This window comes from Companilactobacillus crustorum JCM 15951, assembly GCF_001434585.1.
GTDB lineage: Bacteria > Bacillota > Bacilli > Lactobacillales > Lactobacillaceae > Companilactobacillus > Companilactobacillus crustorum.
The window spans coordinates 22958-45697 of sequence record NZ_AZDB01000011.1 but is presented as its reverse complement, the minus strand read 5'-3'; the positions used below and the strand labels follow the sequence as shown (position 1 = coordinate 45697).

Here is a 22740-nt window from a genome sequence, read left to right as displayed (position 1 = left end):
TTTATCCTCTATATTTGACTTGTAACTTTTTGATGATTCTTTAAAAAATTTCCTAGTTTTGAAAGACATTTTTCAATACTATCCATGCTAGCAGCATAGCTAATTCTCAAATGTCCTTCCCCACCAATTCCAAAGAAACTACCTGGTAAAATAGCCAAATGTTCTTCTTTCAATAATTCATTAGCAAATTTGACATCATCTTGTTCATATTCATCAGGAATCTTTAAGAATAGATAGAAAGCCCCATCGGGATCAGGACATTCAAATCCAAGCTTACTCAATCCCTTGTACAATACATCTCGTCTAGCTTGATATTGTTCCTTCATAGCGATTGGATCATCATAACCATTAGTATAGGCTTCCAAAGCTGCATATTGGGTAATTGATGTGATTGACGTTGTAGCTAATTCATGAATTTTATTAATTTGTGAAATAACTTCCGCCGGACCACAAACTACACCAAAACGCCATCCCGTCATGGCGTGAGATTTAGACAATCCGTTCAATAAAATTGTTTGTTCTGGCAAAATATTACCAAAAGAAACGTGTTCAAAATTATAAGTTAATTCACTGTATATTTCATCACTAATAACAAAAATATTATGTTCCTTCAGAATTGCTGCTAAGGCTTCTAATTCGTCCCCAGTATAACTTACTCCCGTAGGATTGCTGGGATAATTAAGTAATAAAATCTTAATTCTTGGATTAGTGCGCAATACTTCAGATAAAACCTCTGGAACTATCTTAAAACCTGTTTTGGAAGTATCTAGGTAAACTGGCGACGCACCGTTAAAGTTAGCATCGGGACCATAAATCGTAAATGATGGCGAAGGGATCAATACTTCATCGCCATTTTGCAAAATAGCATTAAATGCTGAAAAAACACCTTCCGTAACACCGGTAGTAGCAACAATCTGTGTCTCCGGATCATAATTTAAATCATACTTATCATGGAGATACTTGGCTACAGCCTTCAAGAGCTCATGATCACCTTCAGGTACTGTATAGTGCGTTTTATTGTTCTCAATGGCACTAATGGCAGCCTGCTTGATATGATCAGGAGTATTGAAGTTAGGTTCACCAACGGTCATATTAACAGCTCCTGGGATACTCTTAGCTCGAGCGTTAAATTTAAAAATATCTTGTTGCTTAATTGCAACAACAGATGGTTTCATAAGGGAGACTAAATCACTTTTCACTGTTAAACACCTCTTTTTGAAGATTACACCCTAATTCTAACATAGGATATTTGGTAAAAAAAAAGACATTCGAAAATATGAATGTCCAAATATGAATTTTGTTATGACAACTAGACATCAAACACAGTATAAGGCGAACGGCGCTTATGTGCTGTCTTTTTATACCAATTTTCAATAATCTCTGCATTGGCAGGATCAATTTCTTTGCCTTCAAGATAGTCATCAATATCTTTGTAAGAAACGCCTAAAGCCAACTCATCAGGAAGACTTGGACGATCTTCCTCCAAATCAGCCGTTGGTACTTTTTCATAAAGATTCTTAGGGGCTTCTAGCTTAGCTAACATGGCCTTGCCCTGACGTTTATCCAAACGGAATAACGGCGTTACATCAGCTGCACCATCGCCATACTTTGTATAAAAGCCGGTAATATTCTCAGCTGCATGATCAGTTCCTACTACTACACCCTTGTTATCGCCCGCAATAGCATATTGAGCAATCATTCTAGTCCGAGCTTTGATATTACCTTTGTTAAAGTCCGAAATGACTAAGTCATTATCCTCAACCGCTTTGACCATTGCATCAACACTATCCTTGATGTTTACACGCACAACTTTATCAGCTTGCATCCAGTCAATGGCTTGCATTGCATCTGACTCATCAGCTTGTTCACCATAAGGCAAACGTACTGCAATAAATTGATAATCCTTATTGCCAGTCTCTTCACGTAATTCTGTCATAGCCATCTCTGACAACTTACCGGCTAATGTTGAATCTTGACCGCCAGAAATACCCAACACAAGAGTTTTTAAAAAATCGTGTTGTTTCAAATAGTTTTTTAGAAAATCAACTGAACGGCGTATTTCTGTTTCAGGATCAATTTCAGGTTTGGAATGTTCAAATTCAATAATTTTTTTTTGCAATGGTCTCATTTTAGTCACCTAATTTAATATTGTTTACATCGTTTCTGATTTTTTCAATGTACTTCATCTTATGACTGTACAATTTTGAAGACAAATCGACTGGATAAACTTGAGGATTTAGAATACGTTTGTACTCATCCCAGAGCGAATCCAAATTATCAGCACAATATTTTCTAATTTCCTTAACGTTAGGTAAATCATAGACTAATTTGCCATCTTTGAAAATATCATGTAGCAATGGTTTAGCTTGAAAATTTTCCACAGTTTTATTGATGTAAGTATATTGTGGATGGAACATATACAACGAACTATGTTCTCTTGGATCTTCATTCCAGAAGGTTACATAATCGCCTTCCGACTTATCATTCTTATCGTTATTAGTAATTCTCCAGACTTGTTTCTTACCAGGAGTAGAAATCTTAGCAGCATTGCTAGAAAGTTTCAAAGTATCCATCATATTACCTTTGGAATCCTCAATGCTTACCAACTTATAAACCGCACCTAAGGCAGGTTGATCAAAGGCTGTGATGACCTTAGTACCGATACCCCAGACATCAATTTTGGCATCCTGCATCTTTAAATTCAAAACGGTTTTTTCGTCAAGATCATTGGAAGCATAAATTTTAGCATTAGGGAATCCAGCTTCATCCAATTGCTTTCTAACTCGTTTAGAAATATAAGCCATATCACCGGAATCAATTCTGACACCCTCAAAATTGATCTTATCGCCCATTTCTCGTGCAACTTTAATAGCACTAGGTACGCCGCTCTTTAAGGTATCGTAAGTATCAACCAAAAAGACGCAATTCTTATGCGTTGTAGCATAAGCTTTGAAGGCTTCATATTCATTACGATAAGTCTGTACTAGCGCATGGGCGTGGGTCCCGGAAATAGGAATACCAAATAATTTACCAGCTAAGACATTACTTGTCGCATTGAACCCAGCAATATAAGCTGCTCTAGTTCCCCAAATAGCAGCGTCTATTTCTTGAGCTCGACGTGAACCGAACTCCATAACTGGATCATCGCCACAAACTGTTTTAATACGAGCAGCTTTAGTAGCAATAAGTGTTTGAAAGTTAACCATATTCAAAATAGCTGTTTCAATCAATTGGCATTGTGCTAATGGTCCTTCAACTTGAAGAATGGGTTCTTCATTAAAAACCAAATCACCCTCCAAAGCTGAACGAACTGTACAGCTGAATTGCATATCTTTTAACCAGCGTAAAAACTCTTCATCAAATTCACCATATTCACGTAAATAATCAATATCTGAATCTGAAAATTTTAAATTCTTCAAATAATCGACAACATGTTCCAAACCTGCAAAAACGGCAAATCCATTATCGAATGGCAATTTTCTGAAATAAACTTCAAAAACCGCCCGACGGTTATGTAAACCTTTCTTCCAGTATGTATACATCATATTCAATTCATAATAATCTGTATGCAAAGTTAGATCTTCATTTTGAAATTGAGTCATTATTGCTCCCTTATTTATTTGATATTAACAGACTTATTCTACCCTAATTGGTTTGCAAAGTCGCTTCGTATCCATCACTGACCTTCCGTGCCAACTCTTCAATCGAATAATTATCGCGAACTTCTTGATACAAGGCTAAACCTTTTTGATCAAGGTTATCATCTTTCCATAACATATGTGCATCATTCAATGCCGCTATCAATTCCTTTTCATTATCTGATTCAACTAACCAACCAGTTTCGTCATTGATAACTTTCGAGGTTGCACCAACATTAGTGGCAATAACTGGTTTGCCATATGCGGCTGATTCTAAGTAAACAGTAGGCAAACTTTCAGACTTGGAGGTCAAAATAGACACGTCGCATTCCTGGTAATAATCGCCAGTATTTTCTCTAAAGCCAACAAATTCAACTTTATCTTTAAGATTGAGTTTCTTAACTAAATCACGCAATTCATCCATCAAAGGACCATCACCAACTAAAGTTAAACGGAAATTAAATTTAACTTTACTTAAAGCTTCCAGTAACAAACGATGATTTTTTACTTCAACTAAACGTGCTACTTCCAGTAAACTAAAAGTAGATTGATGATTAAAACGTGGATTAATTCCTGAAAAGTCAATAGCATTAAAAACTTCATAGGTTTTAGCAGGATCTATTTTCAACGATTCAAAGTAATCTTCCAGATCAGGATTCATATAGAAAAGTGAATCAGCTTGCTTTAGAGCGTGAAGATTTAGTTTGAGCATGACTTTACCTTTAAGACCAGAAAAGTCAATACGAGGGTCAGAATGGACCGTTATGACCCATTTAGCATTAATCTTCTTTCTTATTAAGGAAACGATATAATTAGCTCTTGGTCCATGAGTATGTACTATATCAAATTTATTATTATTAATATATTTAATTAATGGTTTCAGAATCGATAGATCAAAACGTTGTTTCTGTTCCATAACCGCTACACTCAATCCATTTTGTCGAGCCATTTTTGAAACCGGACCCTCTTGAAAAGTCAGCAAAGTACTCTCTTCGCCAGTTAACTTTTGACCCTTCATCAGATTAACGATATATGTACGAGCTCCGCCGTCTTCATTGCCGGCATTAATATGTAAAACCCTCATTAAGACACCTCTCAAATTAATCTTTCTCGTGTATAATAATACATTAAAGGAGAACGCCATGCACAAAAATAGAGTAAATATTTTAGGTACAGAGTTTGATAATTTCACTGCAAAACAATTCCATCAATATTTAGATGACGATTTAGATCTTAAAGCTAATAAATTCATCGTAACACCTAATCCTGAAATTGTTCTTTCTGCCAGAAAAGACAACAATTTTTCAAAAATTATTAATAACGCTGATTATGTAATTCCTGATGGTATTGGAATTATTAAAGGTGCCAAAAGTTTAGGTACCCCTCTTCATGAAAGAATAACTGGTTTTGACACTTTACAATACTTAATTACAGCAGCTAATCGTAAACAAGCTAAGGTCTTTTTATTAGGTGCAAAGCCAGAAGTAATTCAAGCCAGCGCTGACAAAATAAAAAAAGATTACCCTCAAATTGATTTAGTTGGTTATCATGATGGCTATTTCAAAGATGAAAGCAAAATCGTCGAGGAGATTGCTGACAAAAAGCCTAACATTGTCCTAGTTGCTCTAGGTTCACCTAAACAAGAATTATTCATCAATAAATATCGTGATCAAGCAGATGCTATCTGGGTCGGTGTTGGAGGTAGTTTTGATGTTTTTTCTGGAACTAAAAAACGAGCTCCTCAAATCGTTCAAAAATTAAATCTCGAATGGTTCTATCGTTTAGTTAAAGAACCTACTAGAATTGGGAGAATGCTTGCCATCCCTAAATACATGAATCTAATTAGCAAAGCTAAAAAGTCTAATACTAAAGATTAATTTTTCAACTGCTAAAAATCTACAAAAAAGGCCTAATGACTAAGATATACCTTAATCATTAGGCCTTTTTGAATTTATCAAAATTAATCTTCTACATCAATAGTAAAAGGATCTTCATTTGTTCGTAAGAAGATGTGAGCATTTAACATTGCATAGCCTAAAACAGCTACAAAATAAATGCTTACTGATGGGGCTTCAATTACATGTCCTGTCATCAAAGCCATTCCAAATCCCAAAGCCACGCTTGAAACTAACATAGCCCACTTAGTTGACCACATATATTTGAACTTCATTAGGAATAGTCCTAATAGATAGATCAAACAGTATATCAATGGTGCTAAGTAAACAATCGTTCCAATAAATCCAAACTGGAAGAAGATATCTATATAATCCATCTCAACCAATTTAGCACGCTTCTCACTCTTAAAGCTAGTTGCATAACCCATTCCAAAGATTTTTTGAGCAGGCGTAGCTTTCGCAAAATTATGAGCCGCATTTTCAAAGTAAACTGTTCGACCACTTAGAAGATAAGAAACGGTTTTGTTTGTTTCTACATACTTCTTTTGATCTTTAGTAATACCCTTTTTGGTTTTAGCTTGTTTCTTCTTGTACTTGATCATGTCATTATGCAATTCAGCTGTTCTAGAAACTGCCATTGCTGGATAAGCAGCGAATACTCCCCCAAGCGTTACCACTAATAAGGCGATAATACCAGCTGTGAATTTACGGTTACCCTTGTTTCTAAACAATTGAACGATTGAAGCCAAGATAGCCATACAAGTTCCAAATAGAACTGCTAGCAATGATCCCTTAGTACCAATCAACAGTGCTGAATATATAGCCAATACAATTGAAATCCAGTAATAAATTCTCGACCAAGTACTAATTTTCTTGAGCGCATACCAGATCATAATTGGAAAAGCAATTGAAACAATAGCACTTAATTCATTAGCAGCATAGAACCAGCCACTCTCGCCTAGTTTGTAGTAAGCATAAGAACTAAAGCTAGTATTAGTAAAGTGCGCAACAATCATGATAATACTAATAATGTTGATAGCAACAAAGATTACTTTAGGGAAAAAGCGATTAATAATTCTATCTTCTGCCAATTCCTCGAAAGCGTAAAAGTAGCCTAACAGCATTATTGGATAGTACAGACTTTTAGCCAAAATTGTGATTTCTAGTGAAGGAATGAATAATTCCTTAGTTTTATAGTTAATGACCAAGCCTATTACTGAAACTAAACCCAGCAGTATAAAGTAGCCAATAACTCTAAACCCATGTTTATTATCTCGATTTAATATTAAAAAAACTAATATATAAAATATGGTGACCGCCATAACGGCCATCCGGATTAGAACCCCGAATGTGACATCAATACGAGCTTGAGCCATCACTCCAGTAACGGCATCTAATACTGGTTGAAATATAATGTACAACATCAAAAAGATACTGTACTTCTTAATAAAGCTTTGCATAAGTGACTCCCAGTTAAAAATTTAAAAACAACATCAGGTATTATCTTACCCTAAAACGAATCTTAAATAAATCGATTATCGCTCTAAATAAAATTCAAAACGATCTCCGGCATATTGTGACCTTACATATTCGAAAGGACGATTATCATCAAGTGTCGTGATTTGACGCACGCGTAATACCGCCGAACCACGTTTTACGTTTAAATAATTGGCAATTTTTTCCGAAGCCAAGATTGCTGAAACTGTTTGCATAGCATCACCTAATTTTAATCCAGCCTTATCTTCCAAAGCTTTATAAAGCGAAGACGTAATGTCTTTTTTATTAAGACTGCTGACAATTTCAATCGGAATAGTTGCAACTTCAAAACAAATTGGCTGTTGGTCAGCATAACGAATTCTTTCCATTCGTAAAACTTGATCGCCATCTTTTAATTTTAATTTCTCTAATTCACTAATAGAAGGATCAGCCACATGGTAGGAAACAGTTTTACTAGAAGGCTTTTTCCCTTGGCTTTCCGTAATCTCCGTAAAACTAGTTGTTCCAGACATTTTCTCTTGAACCTTGCTGCTAGCAACATACGTTCCCGATCCCACCTGGCGTTGTAAAATACCTTCATCAACAAGTGTTTGAATAGCTTGGCGTAAAGTCATGCGGCTGACGTCAAAATCTTGTGAGAGCTGTCTTTCTGAAGGAATTCTTTCACCGACAGCCCACTTCCCCGATTCAATTTCTTTTCTTATCTCATTATGTATTTGTATATAAACTGGTACCTTCATATCTGGCACTCCCTTTACAGCGTTACTTCCATTAATTATACAGTATTTCGAACAAAAATTAATAATTGTCTAAAACTTTAGAAAATAAAAAGGCAAAATTCAATAATGAATTTTGCCTTTTAAATTTATTGGGTTAGATGGATTCGAACCATCGCATCACGGGATCAAAACCCGTTGCCTTACCGCTTGGCTATAACCCAATTANCCATCAACTTGATTTGACGAACAGCCAAAATAAAATGCTCTTTTGAAAACAAAAAAGACTTAATTGTTGAACTACCAACAATTAAGTCTAAGTGTTATCTGGTTTAAAAACCTATAATACCGGTGATCGGGGTCGAACCGATACTCCCTAGTGGGAACAGGATTTTGAATCCTGCGCGTCTGCCAATTCCGCCACACCGGCATAATTAAATGCCTGATTACTTGAGCATAACCAAAGGCGGTAACCGGATTTGAACCGGTGATGAAGGTTTTGCAGACCTCTGCCTTACCACTTGGCTATACCGCCATATTCATTTATTACAGCAATTGGGTTAGCTGGATTCGAACCAGCGCATGATGGAGTCAAAGTCCATTGCCTTACCGCTTGGCTATAACCCAATAAAGGGCGGTATGTGGGAGTCGAACCCACGTGTGCCGGTGCCACAAACCGGTGTGTTAACCACTTCACCAATACCGCCATGATAAAAGGTAGAAACAGGGATAGTAGGAATTGAACCCACACCGACGGTTTTGGAGACCGTAGTTCTACCTTTAAACTATATCCCTAATATGGAGGGGAGTGGATTCGAACCACCGAACCCGAAGGAGCGGATTTACAGTCCGCCGCGTTTAGCCAGACTTCGCTACCCCTCCAAAATGGCGCGGGACGGAATCGAACCGCCGACACATGCAGCTTCAATGCATTGCTCTACCAACTGAGCTACCGAGCCATTTAACGGTCCCTGCGGGAATCGAACCCGCGATCTCCTGCGTGACAGGCAGGCGTCCTAACCAACTAGACCAAGGAACCAAATTAATTCTTTTTAAAACAAATTGCGGGAGTAGGATTTGGACCTACGACCTTCGGGTTATGAGCCCGACGAGCTACCAGACTGCTCCATCCCGCGATAATAAAAAAGTAAACTATATGTTATACCCACTAAGGAGGATGTGGGATTCGAACCCACGCGCCGCTTTCGCGACCTGACGGTTTTCAAGACCGTTCCCTTAAGCCGGACTTGGGTAATCCTCCATTGCTTAATGCGGTAATGCTATTTAATTCATGATGCCAAAAGCATCAATGACCCGTACGAGATTTGAACTCATGTTACCGCCGTGAAAGGGCGGTGTCTTAACCACTTGACCAACGGGTCATATTAACGGAGAAGGAGGGATTTGAACCCTCGCGCCGCTTACGCGACCTACACCCTTAGCAGGGGCGCCTCTTCAGCCACTTGAGTACTTCTCCAGATATAGNCGCGTTTAGCCAGACTTCGCTACCCCTCCATGTGTTTAACACATGTCTCATTCGACTTAATAATATTACCGAAAATCCGAAATCATTTCAAGAGTTTTTTTGAAAAAATTATTTTTAAATAAAAAAGCTAGTCCAGTAACCATCTAAGATGGCACTGCACTAGCTTTTAATATTCGGGAACTATTCCCGCTATATTCAATTTAAATATTAATTTACACCTTGCATCAATTTCTTGATTTTTGGTACAAACATAACCAATATTACTGCTACAACAAGTGTAACGATACCTGTAACGCCAAAGAACATCATTTCGTTTTGAGGATTACCAGGTTGGAATAACTTAACAATTTGAGCATTGGCAGCCTGTCCAGCTGAATCAGCTAGGAACCACATACTCATCATTTGACCCTTGAAAGCCTTTGGAGCCAACTTAGTTGTAGCTGACAAACCAACTGGAGAAATTAACATTTCACCAATTTCAATGATACCCCAACTTAGAACTAGCCAAAGCGGATTAACTTTACCATCACTGCTTAGTCCCATCAAAGGAATAATCAAAACAAAGTAAGAGATAGCTGTGGCAACTAATCCCATCCAGAACTTAGATGGTGATGATGGTTGTCTTTTACCCAATTTTGTCCAAAGAATAGCAAAGAATGGCGTATAGATAATGATAAAGAATGGATTAAGCATTTGGAACAATGGAGCTGATAAATGCCAACCCATGAAGTTCAAGTTTGTTTGTTCAGCAGCAAATAATGCCAAAACAACTGAACCTTGTTCTTCAATAGCCCAGAAAACAACAGCGGCTAAGAACAATGGAATATAGGCTAAAACACGTGAACGTTCAACCTTAGTAACCTTCTTACTTGAAATCATCATAATGAAATAGCCAATTGGCAAAGCAATACCTAGAATACTGATAATAGTAATAACATTACTAATCGTAAAGGCATGAGTAAAGATCATAACAATTACGATGACTATAATTGCAATAACGGAAATTATCAAACGTTTAAAGAAATTGCTACGTTCTTTATCTGTAATTGGATCTGGAGCATGCAAACTTTCTTCAGGAAGATACTTCTTTCCATCTATCCAATAAACAATCAAACCAATAAACATACCAATAGCAGCCAATGAGAAACCTGCATGGAAATTAAAATGATTTGTCATAGCATTTACAGCTGGTGGAGCAAAAAGTGAACCTAAGTTGATACCCATAACATAAATACTGAATCCAGAATCACGTCTTGGATCCCCTTCAGTATATAATCCACCAACCATTTCGGATACGTTTGGCTTCAATAATCCAGTACCAATAACAATAAGTCCAATAGATATAAATAGTCCTGTTTGACCAATTGGAAGTGATAAGACGATGTGACCAAACATGATCAAGACACCACCCCAGAAGACTGTTCTTCTGGCTCCCAAAAGTCTATCACTGATGAATCCACCAAGAACACTTGACATGTAAACAAGTGAACCATAGATAGACATAATTGATGCAGCCGTAGTACGGTCCATTCCTAGACCGCCCTTGGTTACAGCATAATACATGTAGAATAACAAAATGGCACGCATACCATAGTAACTGAATCTTTCCCAGAATTCAGTCAGGAATAACGTACGTAAGCCTGTCGGTTGTCCGAAGAAACCTCGATCTTTTTTCTCGTCCATTAAAAAATTCTCCTCACATTACACAACGAATGTATTAATATTAAACTTTCACTATCTTTATGTCAAAACATTTTTAATAAAAACATGTTAAAGCCTTTTATATCAACAAATAAAAATAAGAGTCTTTTAAGATAGACTCTTATTATTTCAACTATTATGCTTAAAGGCCATAGTTGCTTTGACAGCATCTTTCCAACCGCTGTATAAATCTTCTCTTACAGAATCTTTCATCTCGGGTTCATACATTTTTCCAATTTTGTAATTTTTCTTAATATCATCCAAATCTTTCCAAAAACCAATTCCCAAGCCAGCCATAAAGGCTACTCCTAATGAAGTTGTCTCCAATTCAGAAGATCTCTGCAAAGAAATTCCTAAAATATCAGTTTGAAATTGCATTAAGTAATCATTAGCTGAGGCAGCACCATCGACTTTTAAAACCTCAATTGGCATTTTAGCATCAGAACTCATGGTCTCAATAATATCTTTTGTTTGATAAGCGATAGCTTGGAGAGTAGCCTTGATCAAATCTTTGTCAGTAGTCCCACGGGTAATGCCAAACATAGTTCCGTGAGCTTGATTATCCCAATAAGGTGCCCCCAATCCAGCAAAAGCTGGTACTACATAAATCTCATCCTGATTAGTAGACTCTTTAGCTAATTTGGAAGTTTCCGGAGTATTTCCTATTAAACGCATGTCATCTCTAAGCCATTGCAAAGCTGCCCCGGCAACAAACACACTGCCTTCTAAGGCATACTTAATTTCGCCATTAATTCCATAAGCTATAGTTGTTAGCAAATTATTATCAGACAAAGCCGGTTTATCGCCAGTATTCATAACTGCAAAAGCACCTGTACCATAGGTATTCTTGACCATTCCAGGTTCAAAAGCCATTTGGCCAAACAACGATGCCTGCTGCGAGCCAGTCATCCCTGAAATAGGAATTTCTGATCCATAAAATTGATAATTCTTAGTAACGCCAAAAACTTCAGAATTTGATTTAACTTCTGGCAGCATAGCTCTAGGGATATTAAATAATTCGAGAAGATCTTCATCCCACTCTAAAGAATTTATATTGTAAAGCATGGTACGACTGGCATTGGCATAGTCAGTCATGAAACTTTCGCCATCAGTCAATTTCCAAAGCAACCAAGTGTTAATCGTTCCAAAGAGCAATTCACCCTTTTCAGCACGTTCCTGAGCTCCAGCAACGTGATTTAAGATCCAACGTATTTTAGTAGCTGAAAAATAAGGACTAATAATTAAACCTGTTTTTTTATGAATTTCATCCTTATAGCCTTGTTTGATCAGATCATTTGCTAATCTTGAGGTTTGGCGACTTTGCCATACGATTGCATTGTAAATTGGTAAACCTGTCTTCTTATCCCAAACTACAGTTGTTTCTCGTTGACTAGCAATCCCAATTGCTTTGATTTGATTGGGTTTGATACCTGAATCTATCAAAGCAGTAGCAATCGTTGTCTGAACCGCATTCCAGATTTCATTTGGTTCATGTTCGACCCATCCTGGATTAGGTAAGATCTGTTGAATCGGATGTCTGGCTACGGCAACTTTTTTTCCTTGATGGTCAAAAATAATTGCCCGAGCTGTAGTTGTCCCCTCATCAATTGCTAAAATATATTCTTTCTCCATCTTTAACTCCTAAACACGAAAAAAGGCGAAAATCGCCTTCTATTTTATTGCCTTATGCTTAAACATTCTAGTTGCACTGACGGCTTCTTTCCAGCCTTCGTACAAATAATCAGCCCGTTTGACATCCATTTCTGGTTCAAAAGTGGCTCCAGTTGCATATTGCTTTTTAATATCCTCTAGACTATCCCAATAACCTACTGCTAGTCCAGCTAAAAATACAGCTCCTAAGGCAGTAGTCTCTAAATCCTTAGCTCTTTGAACTGGTGTCTGTAGGATATCAGCTTGAAATTGCATTAGATAACGATTATTTGCTGCACCACCATCAACCTTCAGTGTTGGAATATCGATTCCAGTATCTTTTTTCATTGTCTCCAACACATCTCGAGACTGATAGGCCAAAGACTGTAACGTAGCCTTAATAAAATCATCTTTCGTCGTTCCTCGTGTCAATCCAAAGACCGCACCACGAGCGTCAGCATCCCAGTATGGTGCACCTAATCCAGTAAAAGCTGGAACTACATAAACTTCATTATCATCATCTGATGAAAAGGCAGCCTCTTCAGACTCAGGAGCTGAATCCACTAAATGCATTGCATCACGTAGCCACTGAATAGCTGAACCAGCAACGAAGATACTACCTTCCAAAGCATAATAAACTTTACCATTAATACCATAACCAATAGTAGTTAATAAATTATTATCTGATAACTGAGGCGTTTCGCCAGTGTTCATAACGATGAAAGCACCAGTTCCATATGTGTTTTTTACCATACCAGGATCAAATGCCATTTGTCCGAACATTGCTGCCTGTTGATCACCAATCATACCGGCAATAGGAACCTCTGACCCATAAAAATGATAGTCCTTTGTTTTAGCATAGACTTCTGAATTAGGATGAACTTCTGGCAACATTGCCTTAGGAATATTTAAGGCCTTTAAAATGTCATCATCCCACTTTAGATCGTGGATATTGAACAACATGGTACGACTCGCATTTGAATAATCTGTCACATGGGCTGCTCCGCCTGACAATTTCCATAATATCCAAGTATCAATTGTTCCAAAGAGTAATTCACCTTTTTCAGCTCTTTGTTGAGCACCATCAACATGATCCAAAATCCAACGTATCTTAGTGGCTGAAAAATATGGATCAATCAATAAACCAGTCTTTTCATGAATCATCTTGCCATAACCCGCTTGTTCTAGGCTATTAGCTATTTCTGAAGTCTGACGGCTTTGCCAAACAATTGCATTATAAATTGGCAAACCAGTCTTCTTGTCCCAAATTACAGTTGTTTCACGCTGGTTAGTAATTCCAATTCCCTTAATTTGCTTAGGCTTTATTCCAGATTCAATAAAGACGTTTGCAATTGTTGACTGAACGGCATTCCAAATTTCATTGGCATCATGTTCGACCCAACCTGGTTCTGGAAAATGTTGAGTAAATTCCCGCTGTGCATCGGCAATTTTAGTACCTTGCTGATCAAAAATTATGGCACGAGTACTAGTTGTACCTTCATCAATGGACATTATATATTCACTTGACATTATTTCACCTCATTTGAATGTAGACGGTTCATACCAAAATATTATAACATTTAGTTGATTTTGCAAATTATTTAACATTATTTTCAGTTATTTTGCTGTAATTGACATAATTTAGTTAATTTTAGATTTAAATTTCGATTTAACGATAAAATTAAAGCTAATGAACAAAAATAGTGAAACGATTGATATGATCCATCCAAATTTCAATCCTGGTACTTGATAGTTTAGAACCACTTTATGTTGACCTTTTTTCATATTAATTGCCATTAAATTACTGACAACTTTATGAATTTTAACTTTTTTACCATCAACAGAAGCACTCCAGCCGTTATCATAAGGAATACTGAATAACATTGGCGAAGCCTTTTGGACATCGATCGTTCCTCGAACTGTATCATGATTTAAATCGGAAGTAATCAACAACGAATGTGCCCGGAAATTATAGAGCGTCCGCAAAAATTTAGGTTGATCCAAGGACTGAAAATACTCTGGATCCACATCTAAAGATTTATCTGTCAAAATTTTTACTTGAATTTTTTGATTGGCCTTAAAATGCCCCAATCTTAAAGTCGCCGCACTATAAACATCCATAGATGAAGTCTTTACCCGTTTTCCATTAACAAATATCTTAGATTTAACATAATTCATCGGCGATACATAAAAGTATAACGGTCCACTGGCTCGCGTTGTCAATTGATAATCGTAAAGTGTCTCATTCCCTACATTAGATTGTTGCATACTATTTAAAGTAGCATTCTTCAAATATTCTGTGCTATTGCCATTTAAAGCCTGCCATAATCGATCTTGATTAGACAAAGCTCGTTTGGAATACATCTGAAAATTATAAACATTCTTATTAACCAAAAAACCTAAAGTTGGCGCATTGTAATTTTCTTCTACGTAATAACGATTATCTTCCTGCCTGATTCGATAATACACTCCTAATAACGCATTAGTGAGGTTGGTCCCTCCAAAATAACTGATACGTCGCACATTTAGACTAAAGTAACCTAAATTATGCATCATCTCTAAAGTATTTTGATTCAAAGTTGAACTGTAAAGACTTACTCCATTAATATTAAACAAAATTGGATCATTATAATTATTATATTTTTCAGGAAAAGCTTTATTTAATCCAGATTTCGAAACAATAATTCGATGTCCCAGATGACTTTGATTTTTAGCTTTATCGAGAATCTCATCTTCCTTAGCAAAGGCTTCTCGATACACTAATTGATTCCCCAGATCAGCCGTACTCATAACTGAATTAAAGTTAGCAATTACTTCAAAAGTCATCATTAGCATTGTCAAAAGTAAAAAATATTTGTTCTTATTAAAAAGCAACAATAAAATTCCTGAAATAATAATGCAGCTGATACTCAGCCAAAAATAGCTGCCATCATACTGATTGTTAGGATTAGCAAAACCTAGCTTCTCAATAAGCTTAGGCCACAACCATTCGGTCGAATAACCAATGCATACCAAAATCCCCGCTATGCAAGTACTCTTCACAATTGTTTCAGAATCTTTAAAAACACCAAATGAAAAGGCCTTATAAGCAATGAAAATACATACGAATGTAAAAATAAAACTATTCCTAAATGGAAATCCAGCTGGATTTTGAAACATATGCCAAACTGTATTAAAAGTTGTTACAAACATTCCCACTAAAAGAATTCCCAAAAGAAATAAGGAATTTCTTTTATCGTTATTAGTCACTCGAGAACTGACAAAATAAGCTAATAGCAAAATTAAAACTGTGGAAGTCATAAAAACAGACGGACCATGTTCCAACCTTTGCTCAAACGTATTGCCACCTATTCCTAATTCAGTTAGCGCTTCAAGCCCAAAACGGGCAGATGGCAAATAATTCAAAACATTGAATGAAGACTTAGCTGTTTTAAGCATACCAATTAATGTTGGTACCAAAACTACAGCTGAGCTCATTCCTGCCAGAATAGAAGTGATCAAATAATTTCGAATAATTTGCCATCTATTTTTTTTGTAAAAAAGCTGCTGTTCCATGCCAATATATATAAAAAAACAGAGTGAAAAAATACAAAGCATATAACCTAAGTAATAATTAAAAATTATTGATAATAAGATAGCAAAATAATAAAGTACATATTTTTGTTTGCTGACAAGACGCATTATACCTATCGCTACTAGAGGCAACATTATAAGTGCATCTAACCACATAAGATCATAAAAATAAGACGCTACAAAACCGCAAAAACTGTATGCCACCGTAAACAAATAATTTATTGGTGATACTTTATGAAAATATTCTTTCAAAAAGTATGCCATCGTGACACCCATTGTAGAAATCTTCAGCATAATAATGATATTAGCCGCTGCCGGTATTCCTTTAGAACTGAAAAAAACTAACAATAAATTAAAGGGCGATAGCAAATAATAACTGATAACTGGAAAAAAATTATCCCCCAAAGATTGACTAAATAAATAAAGGTGGAAATTTCCTGAAATCAACTGTCGTCGTAATTCTGTTAAAAAAGCCAAATATTGTGTTCCCAAATCGCTACTTAAAAAGTTATTGCTTCCAAACGGAACTAATCCCGCATAAGCCAAAATAATAGAGATAATGGCTAAATTAATCAAAAAAGCTCCAAGGTAATATAATACGTGACGTTTTGACATATTATTGCTCCTTACTTACTATCCAAATCATATGAAATTATCTGAACAATTGCAAAAAGAATCCATCAAAAAAGGCTTGCTTACGCAAGCCTAACTTCATATTATTTTTCATATAGTTACCTCGAATTTTTATTTTGAATGGTTTTGATTCATGTATTTTTGTATTTTGTATTTTTGTTTAGTGTTTAGTTCAAAAATTTCTTTTCGTTATGACTTCTAATCATCTTAGTACAAACTGTCGCTAAGACAGATACACCCGTTAGAACGAGAATAGGATGTTTTTTCATTAACTTCACCTCGTTTTTGTATAGCCATATTTGACTATGTATACATAATAGCGTGATTTTATGAAATTCATTCTATTAAAGATTGAATAATTTATGAAGATTGCGACAATACCTATATTCAGATCTATAGAAAAAGAGCTAATGACTACAAAATAAAAAGTCATCAGCCCCTTTGGCATTTAAATATTTAAAATGAGATATCATCCAACGATGACATTAGCTTGAATCTATTCAGTTACTTCGTTCATTGAATTAGCTTTTTCAACTGCAGCTCCAGCTAATGCACTAACGTAGTTAACTGGTTTATCGAAGTTTGGTTGGAATAAGAAGTCAACCATCGATAATTCATCAATAGTTACGTTCTTTTGAATAGCTAATGATAACAAATTGGCTGATTGTGAGACATCATATTTACTTGTCAAAGCTCCGCCTAAAACTACTCTCGTCTCGGGATCCCAAACAAGATTCATTAATACTGGTGTTGTTGAAAGCATAAATTCAGGACGATAATTGTCTTCCATTGATACTTCTGCAACTCTCTTATTTAAAACATCAGCATGTACTTTAGTTAAACCACTAGCAGCATAAGTTCTGCCAAATAATTCTACAGCTGAACTAGCTTGAGTTCCCATATATGCCATCGTATCTTTTTCAATATTCTTACCTACTAAGATACCTTGGCGAACGGAATTAGTTGCTAGCGGAATGTATTGATCATCATTAGTTGGATTGTAGTGAACGGAAGCTGCATCTCCAGCTGAGAAAACATCTTTCATACTAGTATGCATATACTTATCAACAATCAATGCACCATTTGGCAAAGTCTTAAATTTATCAGCAAACATATTTGTATTAGGACGGAATCCTACACACATAACGGCGATATCTGCTTCATAAGAACTCTTATCAGTTTTAACAATGACGCTGTGATCGGTTTCTTCAAAGGAGATAACTTTCTCATTCATTCCCAATGTAACGCCGTTATCCTTATAATCCTTTTCAGCAATAGCAGACATATTAGGATCAAGGTTCTTCGATAATACATTAGGCAATGCATCAATTAGAGTCGTCTCTTTGCCCAATGTTGCATAGCCTTCAGCTAATTCAGCACCGATATATCCAGCACCAATAACGATTGCACTCTTAATATTGTTAGCATTTTCTTTCAATTCATTAGCATTAGTCCAATTCTTGCATAACATAACACGACTTGAATCAATTCCAGGTATCTTCGGAATAATAGGAGCTGATCCAGTGGTAATAACTAATTTGTCGTAATCTTGCTCAAAGTTTTCGCCACTAACAAGATTTTTGACAATTAGCTTTTTATTATCAAAATCAATATCCGTAACATCATGCTGCATATACATATGAGCGCCCATCTGTGTTAAAGCATCTGGACTGGCATAAAACATTTTATTAGGATCAGAAACACGATCACTGACCCATAGTGCAATACCACATGATAAGAATGAAAGATTATCATTTCTCTCAAAAACCGATACTTCCCAATCTGGGTGTTCTTTCAATATATTCATGGCCGAAAATGTTCCTGCATGAGTACAACCGACAATACTTACCTTCATAATAAATACCACCTTTTCTTATTTGCCATCGTTATAGTTAACTTTTTAACATATTAAAAGTGTTTATTGAGTATTTAAAAAAATATATTAATTTTATTCAGTCAAAGAATTTTAACCGCATGATAGCAATATTTTAGCCGCAAATTCATTCAATAAATGAATTATCCTAATAAGGGATTTTAAAAATGTAACCGTTATCATAGTCTCACAATCAATTATATTTGTGATATTAAAAACAAATAAATATTTTTTCCTAAAATGAATTTAATTGTTTAAACACAAGTGCTATATTATAAGCGTGCAAGGGGCAAAGATATGAATGTATGCAATTCCTTCCTTTTTTAATTCTTAATGAAGGTTATGGTACACATCCTCATATCGTAACCTTATATAGCTTACTCGTAATGATAAGTAAGAGTTGCCCCCCTCAAACAATTCTTACTTATCTACTGTATCCCATTACAATAATTACTTTGAATGCTTTCATTAATTCAATTAACAAATCCCTCTCTATTTGACAAATAATATGGAAACCTCACAAGCGTTCATATCTTCCCCTTCACACTACTGGTAATGCCATTATACTAACGGTATAACAAAAAAACAAGCCCGTCCCCCCAGATGAACTGTTTTTTTTTTGCTATTTTTTATTGAAAACAATGTTTAAAAATATAATAATTGAACATTCTACTATTCCTAATAGATTGGTCAAAAGTAAATAAATATCTTTTTCAAAAATGAATATATATATTTAAACATATATGCTATATTATTAATTGTGAAAGGGCTAATGATATGGAATGCTATTCTTCCTTTTTTAACCTTTTAGTTTAGATGATACATCCTCATATCATCTATCATATTCAGGTAAAAGTTGCCCCCCTCAAACAACTTTTGCTCGTCCCTCATATGTATCCCATTACAATAATTTACTTTGAATGCTTTCAAATCCCTCTCTATTTGACAAATAATATGGAAACTTCATAAGCATTCATATCTTAACCTTCACACTACTGGTAATGCTGTTACATACATTGTATGTAACAAAAAACAGCCGTCCCCCTCAGACCGGCTGTTTTTTTGTATCTATTCGCATAAATATCCTAAAATCAAATTTATAGAATGTTTCCTCACTTTATATTAATGCTTAGAAGCACTGGATGTTGCATCTACCTTTATCTCTTCTGGAGCTGATTTCTTAGACGCACCTGAAGTAGCATCAATTTTAGCTTCAGGATCTTTAACTAGCTTTTGACCAGTAGCTTGCAAATATTGATCAACGATTGGCTTAATATCAACTGCCCATTCATTAACACCTTTATAATCGCCATCTTCGTCATGCATCGCTTTATAATAATGCATAATATGATGTTTTGTTTCGTCTTTCCCTGGTACTGCCATAGAAACTAAATCAGTCTTGCCAGTCCGCAAAGAGTTGATAACTTGTTTGACGTGTTCAATTACTCGATCAATTTTTGGATGAACTTTATCCAAAGAATCCCCTACTTGAGCAGGGACTCGTTTAGCCAGCATCTTTTCAGGCGACACAGCCTTGTTATAGTAAAGAAATTGATTGTTCTCATCTACATAAGTTAATTCTACAGGCATGGTTTTTAAGAAATAGTTCAATTGATCAACGGTCAACAAGCCACTATCTAATTTGACATATGTTTTGCCTTCGACAGCATTAACCTTTTGAGCTGCCAAATCTAACCAATTGTCGTCATTCATATCAATCCCTTGAATTGTTGTATCAGTTCCAGTTTTAGCGGATAAATCTTCATCATCGTAATCATTTGTTTTGCTGATTAGATTAATTACCTTCGCAAATTTAATAAAGTTCTGAAGTGTTGTTTGTAGAAAATCAACTGTTCCTTGATCCTTTAAATCACCATTTTCATCAAAAGCTTCTTTAACTTTGCCAAGTAGGAACTCATTTCCTGGTAAAACGATTGCATTCACACCTGGTGCCTCTAAAATTTGTCTTAAATGCAATTGAGCTCGTGACGATCCTTGTGTATGATAAGAATCCCCTACAATCATTACTGGCTTTCCGTCAAATGGATGAATTTCGTATGACAACCATTCAATCACATTTTTCAAAGCAGCTGGAACAGAGTGATTGTGTTCTGGAGTTGCAATAATTACCCCATCGGCTGCGCTTATTTTCTTGCTCAAATTTTGAATAACATCACTATTAGTTTGATCATCATCTTGGCTAAACATAGGGACATCATTGATGTTTAATACCTCGATCTCAACTAACCCCTCAAAATGCTTTGCAATAAAATTCAATAGTGTTCGATTGTATGATTGATCAGCAATCGATCCTGCAATACCAACTAATTTCATATCATTCCCTCTAATCTTTATCCCATAAAAATTGTTCAGCCTGCTGTTTGTTAACAACATTGGCATTATTCAATTGCTTGGAAATATTTACGAACTGTAAAAAATCTTTAAAAAGACCATTTAGTTGTTCAGTGATTTCAATATCTTTTAAATTATCATTATCGTCAAAAGCTTGTAACGAATGACCTAACAAAAACTCTGAACTTGGCATAATCCGAGCTTTTAATTCAGGTGAATCCAAAATTTGACGTAATTGAGCCTGTGCTCGCGATGACCCTAAAGAACCATAGGAAGCTCCTGTGATCATCACTGGTTTGTCAACAAATGGATGAATTCCATATGACAGCCAAGCTAATGCACTGGATAAAACCGCCGGTATAGAATGATCATATTCAGGCGTAGCGATAATTACCCCATCAGCGGCTTCAATTTTTTTGGCGATATTTCGGGCAGTTTGTGGCACATATTTATTGGCACTCTTTTTAAAAATTGGCAGTCCTTTAATTTCAACCAATTCAATCTCCGCCTGACTTTTAAAGTGTCTTTGCATATACTTCAATAATTCACGGTTAGTTGATTTGCTAGAATTAGAACCCACAATAGCAATAAATTTATTCATAAAATTAATCATCTCATTTATTTTAATTACGATCATTGTAAATTGTTTCACTAAATATATCAATCAAATATCATATATAACTTTTATATAAAATAATTATATTAACTTAAATTTGTTCTTTAATCCACTCGTCACTACTGTCTGTAAATCTTTAGTAACAAAAACAGCCTCGATACCTGGTTGAGCTTCAATCAAAGCTACTCCCTTTTCAATTCCTTGATAAAATCCGATTGTAGACCAAATTTCGCCGTCAATTGACTTATCGCTCACAATCGTGACGCTGGCTAAATTATTTTTAATTGGATAACCAGTTTGAGAATCAAACATATGATGATATTCATGACCATCAATAATCAATCTTCGTTCATAGATACCTGAAGTTCCAATTGATTTGGCACTTGTGTTGATTATCCCTAAAAAAGTATCCCTTGATTTAACAGGATTTTGAACGCCAACATTCCATAATTTATCGGCATGAAGACTGGCTCCTACTAGCAAAACATTACCACCCAAATCAATAATTCCAGTTGCGACATTTTGCTCGATCCAAAGCATTTTGATTTTATCAGCAATATAACCCTTAGCAATTCCACCAAGGTCAATTTCCATACCTTTTTTCTGTAAAAATACTGATTGCTCGTCATCATTCAGAGTAATCCTATTTGGGTCTATAATCTGCAAACGCTGTTGGATATCTGCCTCTTTAGGTTTATTAGCTCCTTTGAAACCAATCTTCCACAGTTTAACTAATGGTCCAATAGCAACATTAAAACCTAAATGACGGCGACTAACTAAAACGGCTCGTTTAATCAATTCATACGTATCTTGGGGAACTACAACTGGTTTTATACCAGCATTATGATTGATTGACATTACTTCTGATTGATCCCGATTAACGGTCAATTTATCTTCAAAGTGCTGTATCAAATGATGAGCAGCGTCCAAATTACCCTCATTAGCTGGCGGAGCCACTGACAGATTAATCACTGTTCCTAAAGCATAATAACTTTTGTTTATTAGGCTCATGAAATTTCCTCAATTCATCTAAAAATTATTATATGTATATCAGTAAACATCATCTATCATAGTCTTTTATGTCGTTCTCGACAAAAGGAAGTTGTTCAC

15 protein-coding genes and 13 tRNA genes are annotated in these 22740 nt (G+C 35.7%); 1 reads left to right on the top strand and 27 read right to left on the bottom strand.

The features are described from left to right. Positions 1-8: 8 nt before the first annotated feature. The 4 genes from FD26_RS04725 to FD26_RS04710 form a co-directional block, all read right to left on the bottom strand. Entirely contained in the window at positions 9-1199 is a 1191-nt protein-coding gene (locus FD26_RS04725) for an aminotransferase class I/II-fold pyridoxal phosphate-dependent enzyme (RefSeq protein ID WP_232230819.1), read from the bottom strand. A gap of 110 nt (positions 1200-1309) precedes the next feature. Next, positions 1310-2128 carry an ammonia-dependent NAD(+) synthetase gene (gene nadE / locus FD26_RS04720; RefSeq protein ID WP_057867278.1) on the bottom strand — a complete coding sequence of 273 codons (819 nt, stop codon included), beginning with the start codon at positions 2126-2128 and terminating at the stop codon, positions 1310-1312. A gap of 1 nt (position 2129) precedes the next feature. After that, complete coding sequence (locus FD26_RS04715) at positions 2130-3602, bottom strand: nicotinate phosphoribosyltransferase (protein ID WP_057867277.1); 1473 nt, start codon at positions 3600-3602, stop codon at positions 2130-2132. A 43-nt stretch (positions 3603-3645) separates the two neighbouring features. Next, positions 3646-4722, bottom strand: coding sequence for a glycosyltransferase (locus FD26_RS04710; RefSeq protein ID WP_057867276.1), 1077 nt, complete (start codon positions 4720-4722; stop codon positions 3646-3648). A gap of 58 nt (positions 4723-4780) precedes the next feature. On the opposite strand from FD26_RS04710, the gene FD26_RS04705 reads away from it, so the two are divergent. Next, positions 4781-5515, top strand: coding sequence for a WecB/TagA/CpsF family glycosyltransferase (locus FD26_RS04705; protein WP_057867275.1), 735 nt, complete (start codon positions 4781-4783; stop codon positions 5513-5515). 83 nt (positions 5516-5598) lie between these two features. On the opposite strand, the gene FD26_RS04700 is transcribed toward FD26_RS04705, so the two are convergent. The 23 genes from FD26_RS04700 to FD26_RS04590 form a co-directional block, all read right to left on the bottom strand. Continuing rightward, positions 5599-6993, bottom strand: coding sequence for an O-antigen ligase family protein (locus FD26_RS04700; RefSeq protein ID WP_057867274.1), 1395 nt, complete (start codon positions 6991-6993; stop codon positions 5599-5601). A 75-nt stretch (positions 6994-7068) separates the two neighbouring features. Beyond that, complete coding sequence (locus tag FD26_RS04695; RefSeq protein ID WP_057867273.1) at positions 7069-7770, bottom strand: GntR family transcriptional regulator; 702 nt, start codon at positions 7768-7770, stop codon at positions 7069-7071. 128 nt (positions 7771-7898) lie between these two features. Next, positions 7899-7970: transfer RNA gene (locus FD26_RS04690), tRNA-Gln, on the bottom strand. A 122-nt stretch (positions 7971-8092) separates the two neighbouring features. Continuing rightward, positions 8093-8176: transfer RNA gene (locus tag FD26_RS04685), tRNA-Leu, on the bottom strand. 34 nt (positions 8177-8210) lie between these two features. Continuing rightward, positions 8211-8281 (bottom strand) — tRNA-Cys (locus FD26_RS04680). A gap of 20 nt (positions 8282-8301) precedes the next feature. Continuing rightward, positions 8302-8373: transfer RNA gene (locus tag FD26_RS04675), tRNA-Gln, on the bottom strand. Between the two features lie 6 nt (positions 8374-8379). Then, positions 8380-8452: transfer RNA gene (locus FD26_RS04670), tRNA-His, on the bottom strand. 18 nt (positions 8453-8470) lie between these two features. Next, a tRNA-Trp gene (locus FD26_RS04665) sits at positions 8471-8541 on the bottom strand. Positions 8542-8545: 4 nt separating this feature from the next. Then, a tRNA-Tyr gene (locus FD26_RS04660) sits at positions 8546-8628 on the bottom strand. 4 nt (positions 8629-8632) lie between these two features. Then, positions 8633-8705: transfer RNA gene (locus FD26_RS04655), tRNA-Phe, on the bottom strand. A gap of 6 nt (positions 8706-8711) precedes the next feature. Beyond that, positions 8712-8785: transfer RNA gene (locus FD26_RS04650), tRNA-Asp, on the bottom strand. A 23-nt stretch (positions 8786-8808) separates the two neighbouring features. Then, positions 8809-8882, bottom strand: a tRNA-Met gene (locus FD26_RS04645). A gap of 35 nt (positions 8883-8917) precedes the next feature. Further along, positions 8918-9007, bottom strand: a tRNA-Ser gene (locus FD26_RS04640). Between the two features lie 49 nt (positions 9008-9056). Then, positions 9057-9128, bottom strand: a tRNA-Glu gene (locus FD26_RS04635). 7 nt (positions 9129-9135) lie between these two features. After that, positions 9136-9223: transfer RNA gene (locus tag FD26_RS04630), tRNA-Ser, on the bottom strand. A gap of 216 nt (positions 9224-9439) precedes the next feature. Further along, positions 9440-10915 carry a peptide MFS transporter gene (locus tag FD26_RS04625; RefSeq protein WP_057867272.1) on the bottom strand — a complete coding sequence of 492 codons (1476 nt, stop codon included), beginning with the start codon at positions 10913-10915 and terminating at the stop codon, positions 9440-9442. A 147-nt stretch (positions 10916-11062) separates the two neighbouring features. Next, on the bottom strand, positions 11063-12565 hold the full coding sequence (gene glpK, locus FD26_RS04620) for a glycerol kinase GlpK (RefSeq protein WP_057867271.1): 1503 nt from the start codon (positions 12563-12565) through the stop codon (positions 11063-11065). Between the two features lie 39 nt (positions 12566-12604). Beyond that, positions 12605-14113, bottom strand: a complete 1509-nt coding sequence (gene glpK, locus FD26_RS04615) for a glycerol kinase GlpK (RefSeq protein WP_057867270.1) — start codon at positions 14111-14113, stop codon at positions 12605-12607. 111 nt (positions 14114-14224) lie between these two features. Continuing rightward, positions 14225-16771 (bottom strand): YfhO family protein, encoded by a 2547-nt coding sequence (locus FD26_RS04610; protein ID WP_057867269.1) that lies wholly within the window; start codon positions 16769-16771, stop codon positions 14225-14227. Positions 16772-17285: 514 nt separating this feature from the next. Beyond that, entirely contained in the window at positions 17286-18644 is a 1359-nt protein-coding gene (locus tag FD26_RS04605) for an FAD-dependent oxidoreductase (RefSeq protein WP_057867268.1), read from the bottom strand. Positions 18645-19784: 1140 nt separating this feature from the next. Continuing rightward, entirely contained in the window at positions 19785-20996 is a 1212-nt protein-coding gene (locus FD26_RS04600) for an NAD(P)H-dependent oxidoreductase (protein WP_057867267.1), read from the bottom strand. A gap of 10 nt (positions 20997-21006) precedes the next feature. Further along, positions 21007-21615 (bottom strand): NADPH-dependent FMN reductase, encoded by a 609-nt coding sequence (locus tag FD26_RS04595; protein WP_057867266.1) that lies wholly within the window; start codon positions 21613-21615, stop codon positions 21007-21009. A 96-nt stretch (positions 21616-21711) separates the two neighbouring features. After that, positions 21712-22641, bottom strand: coding sequence for an FAD:protein FMN transferase (locus FD26_RS04590; RefSeq protein ID WP_057867265.1), 930 nt, complete (start codon positions 22639-22641; stop codon positions 21712-21714). Between the last annotated feature and the right edge of the window lie 99 nt (positions 22642-22740).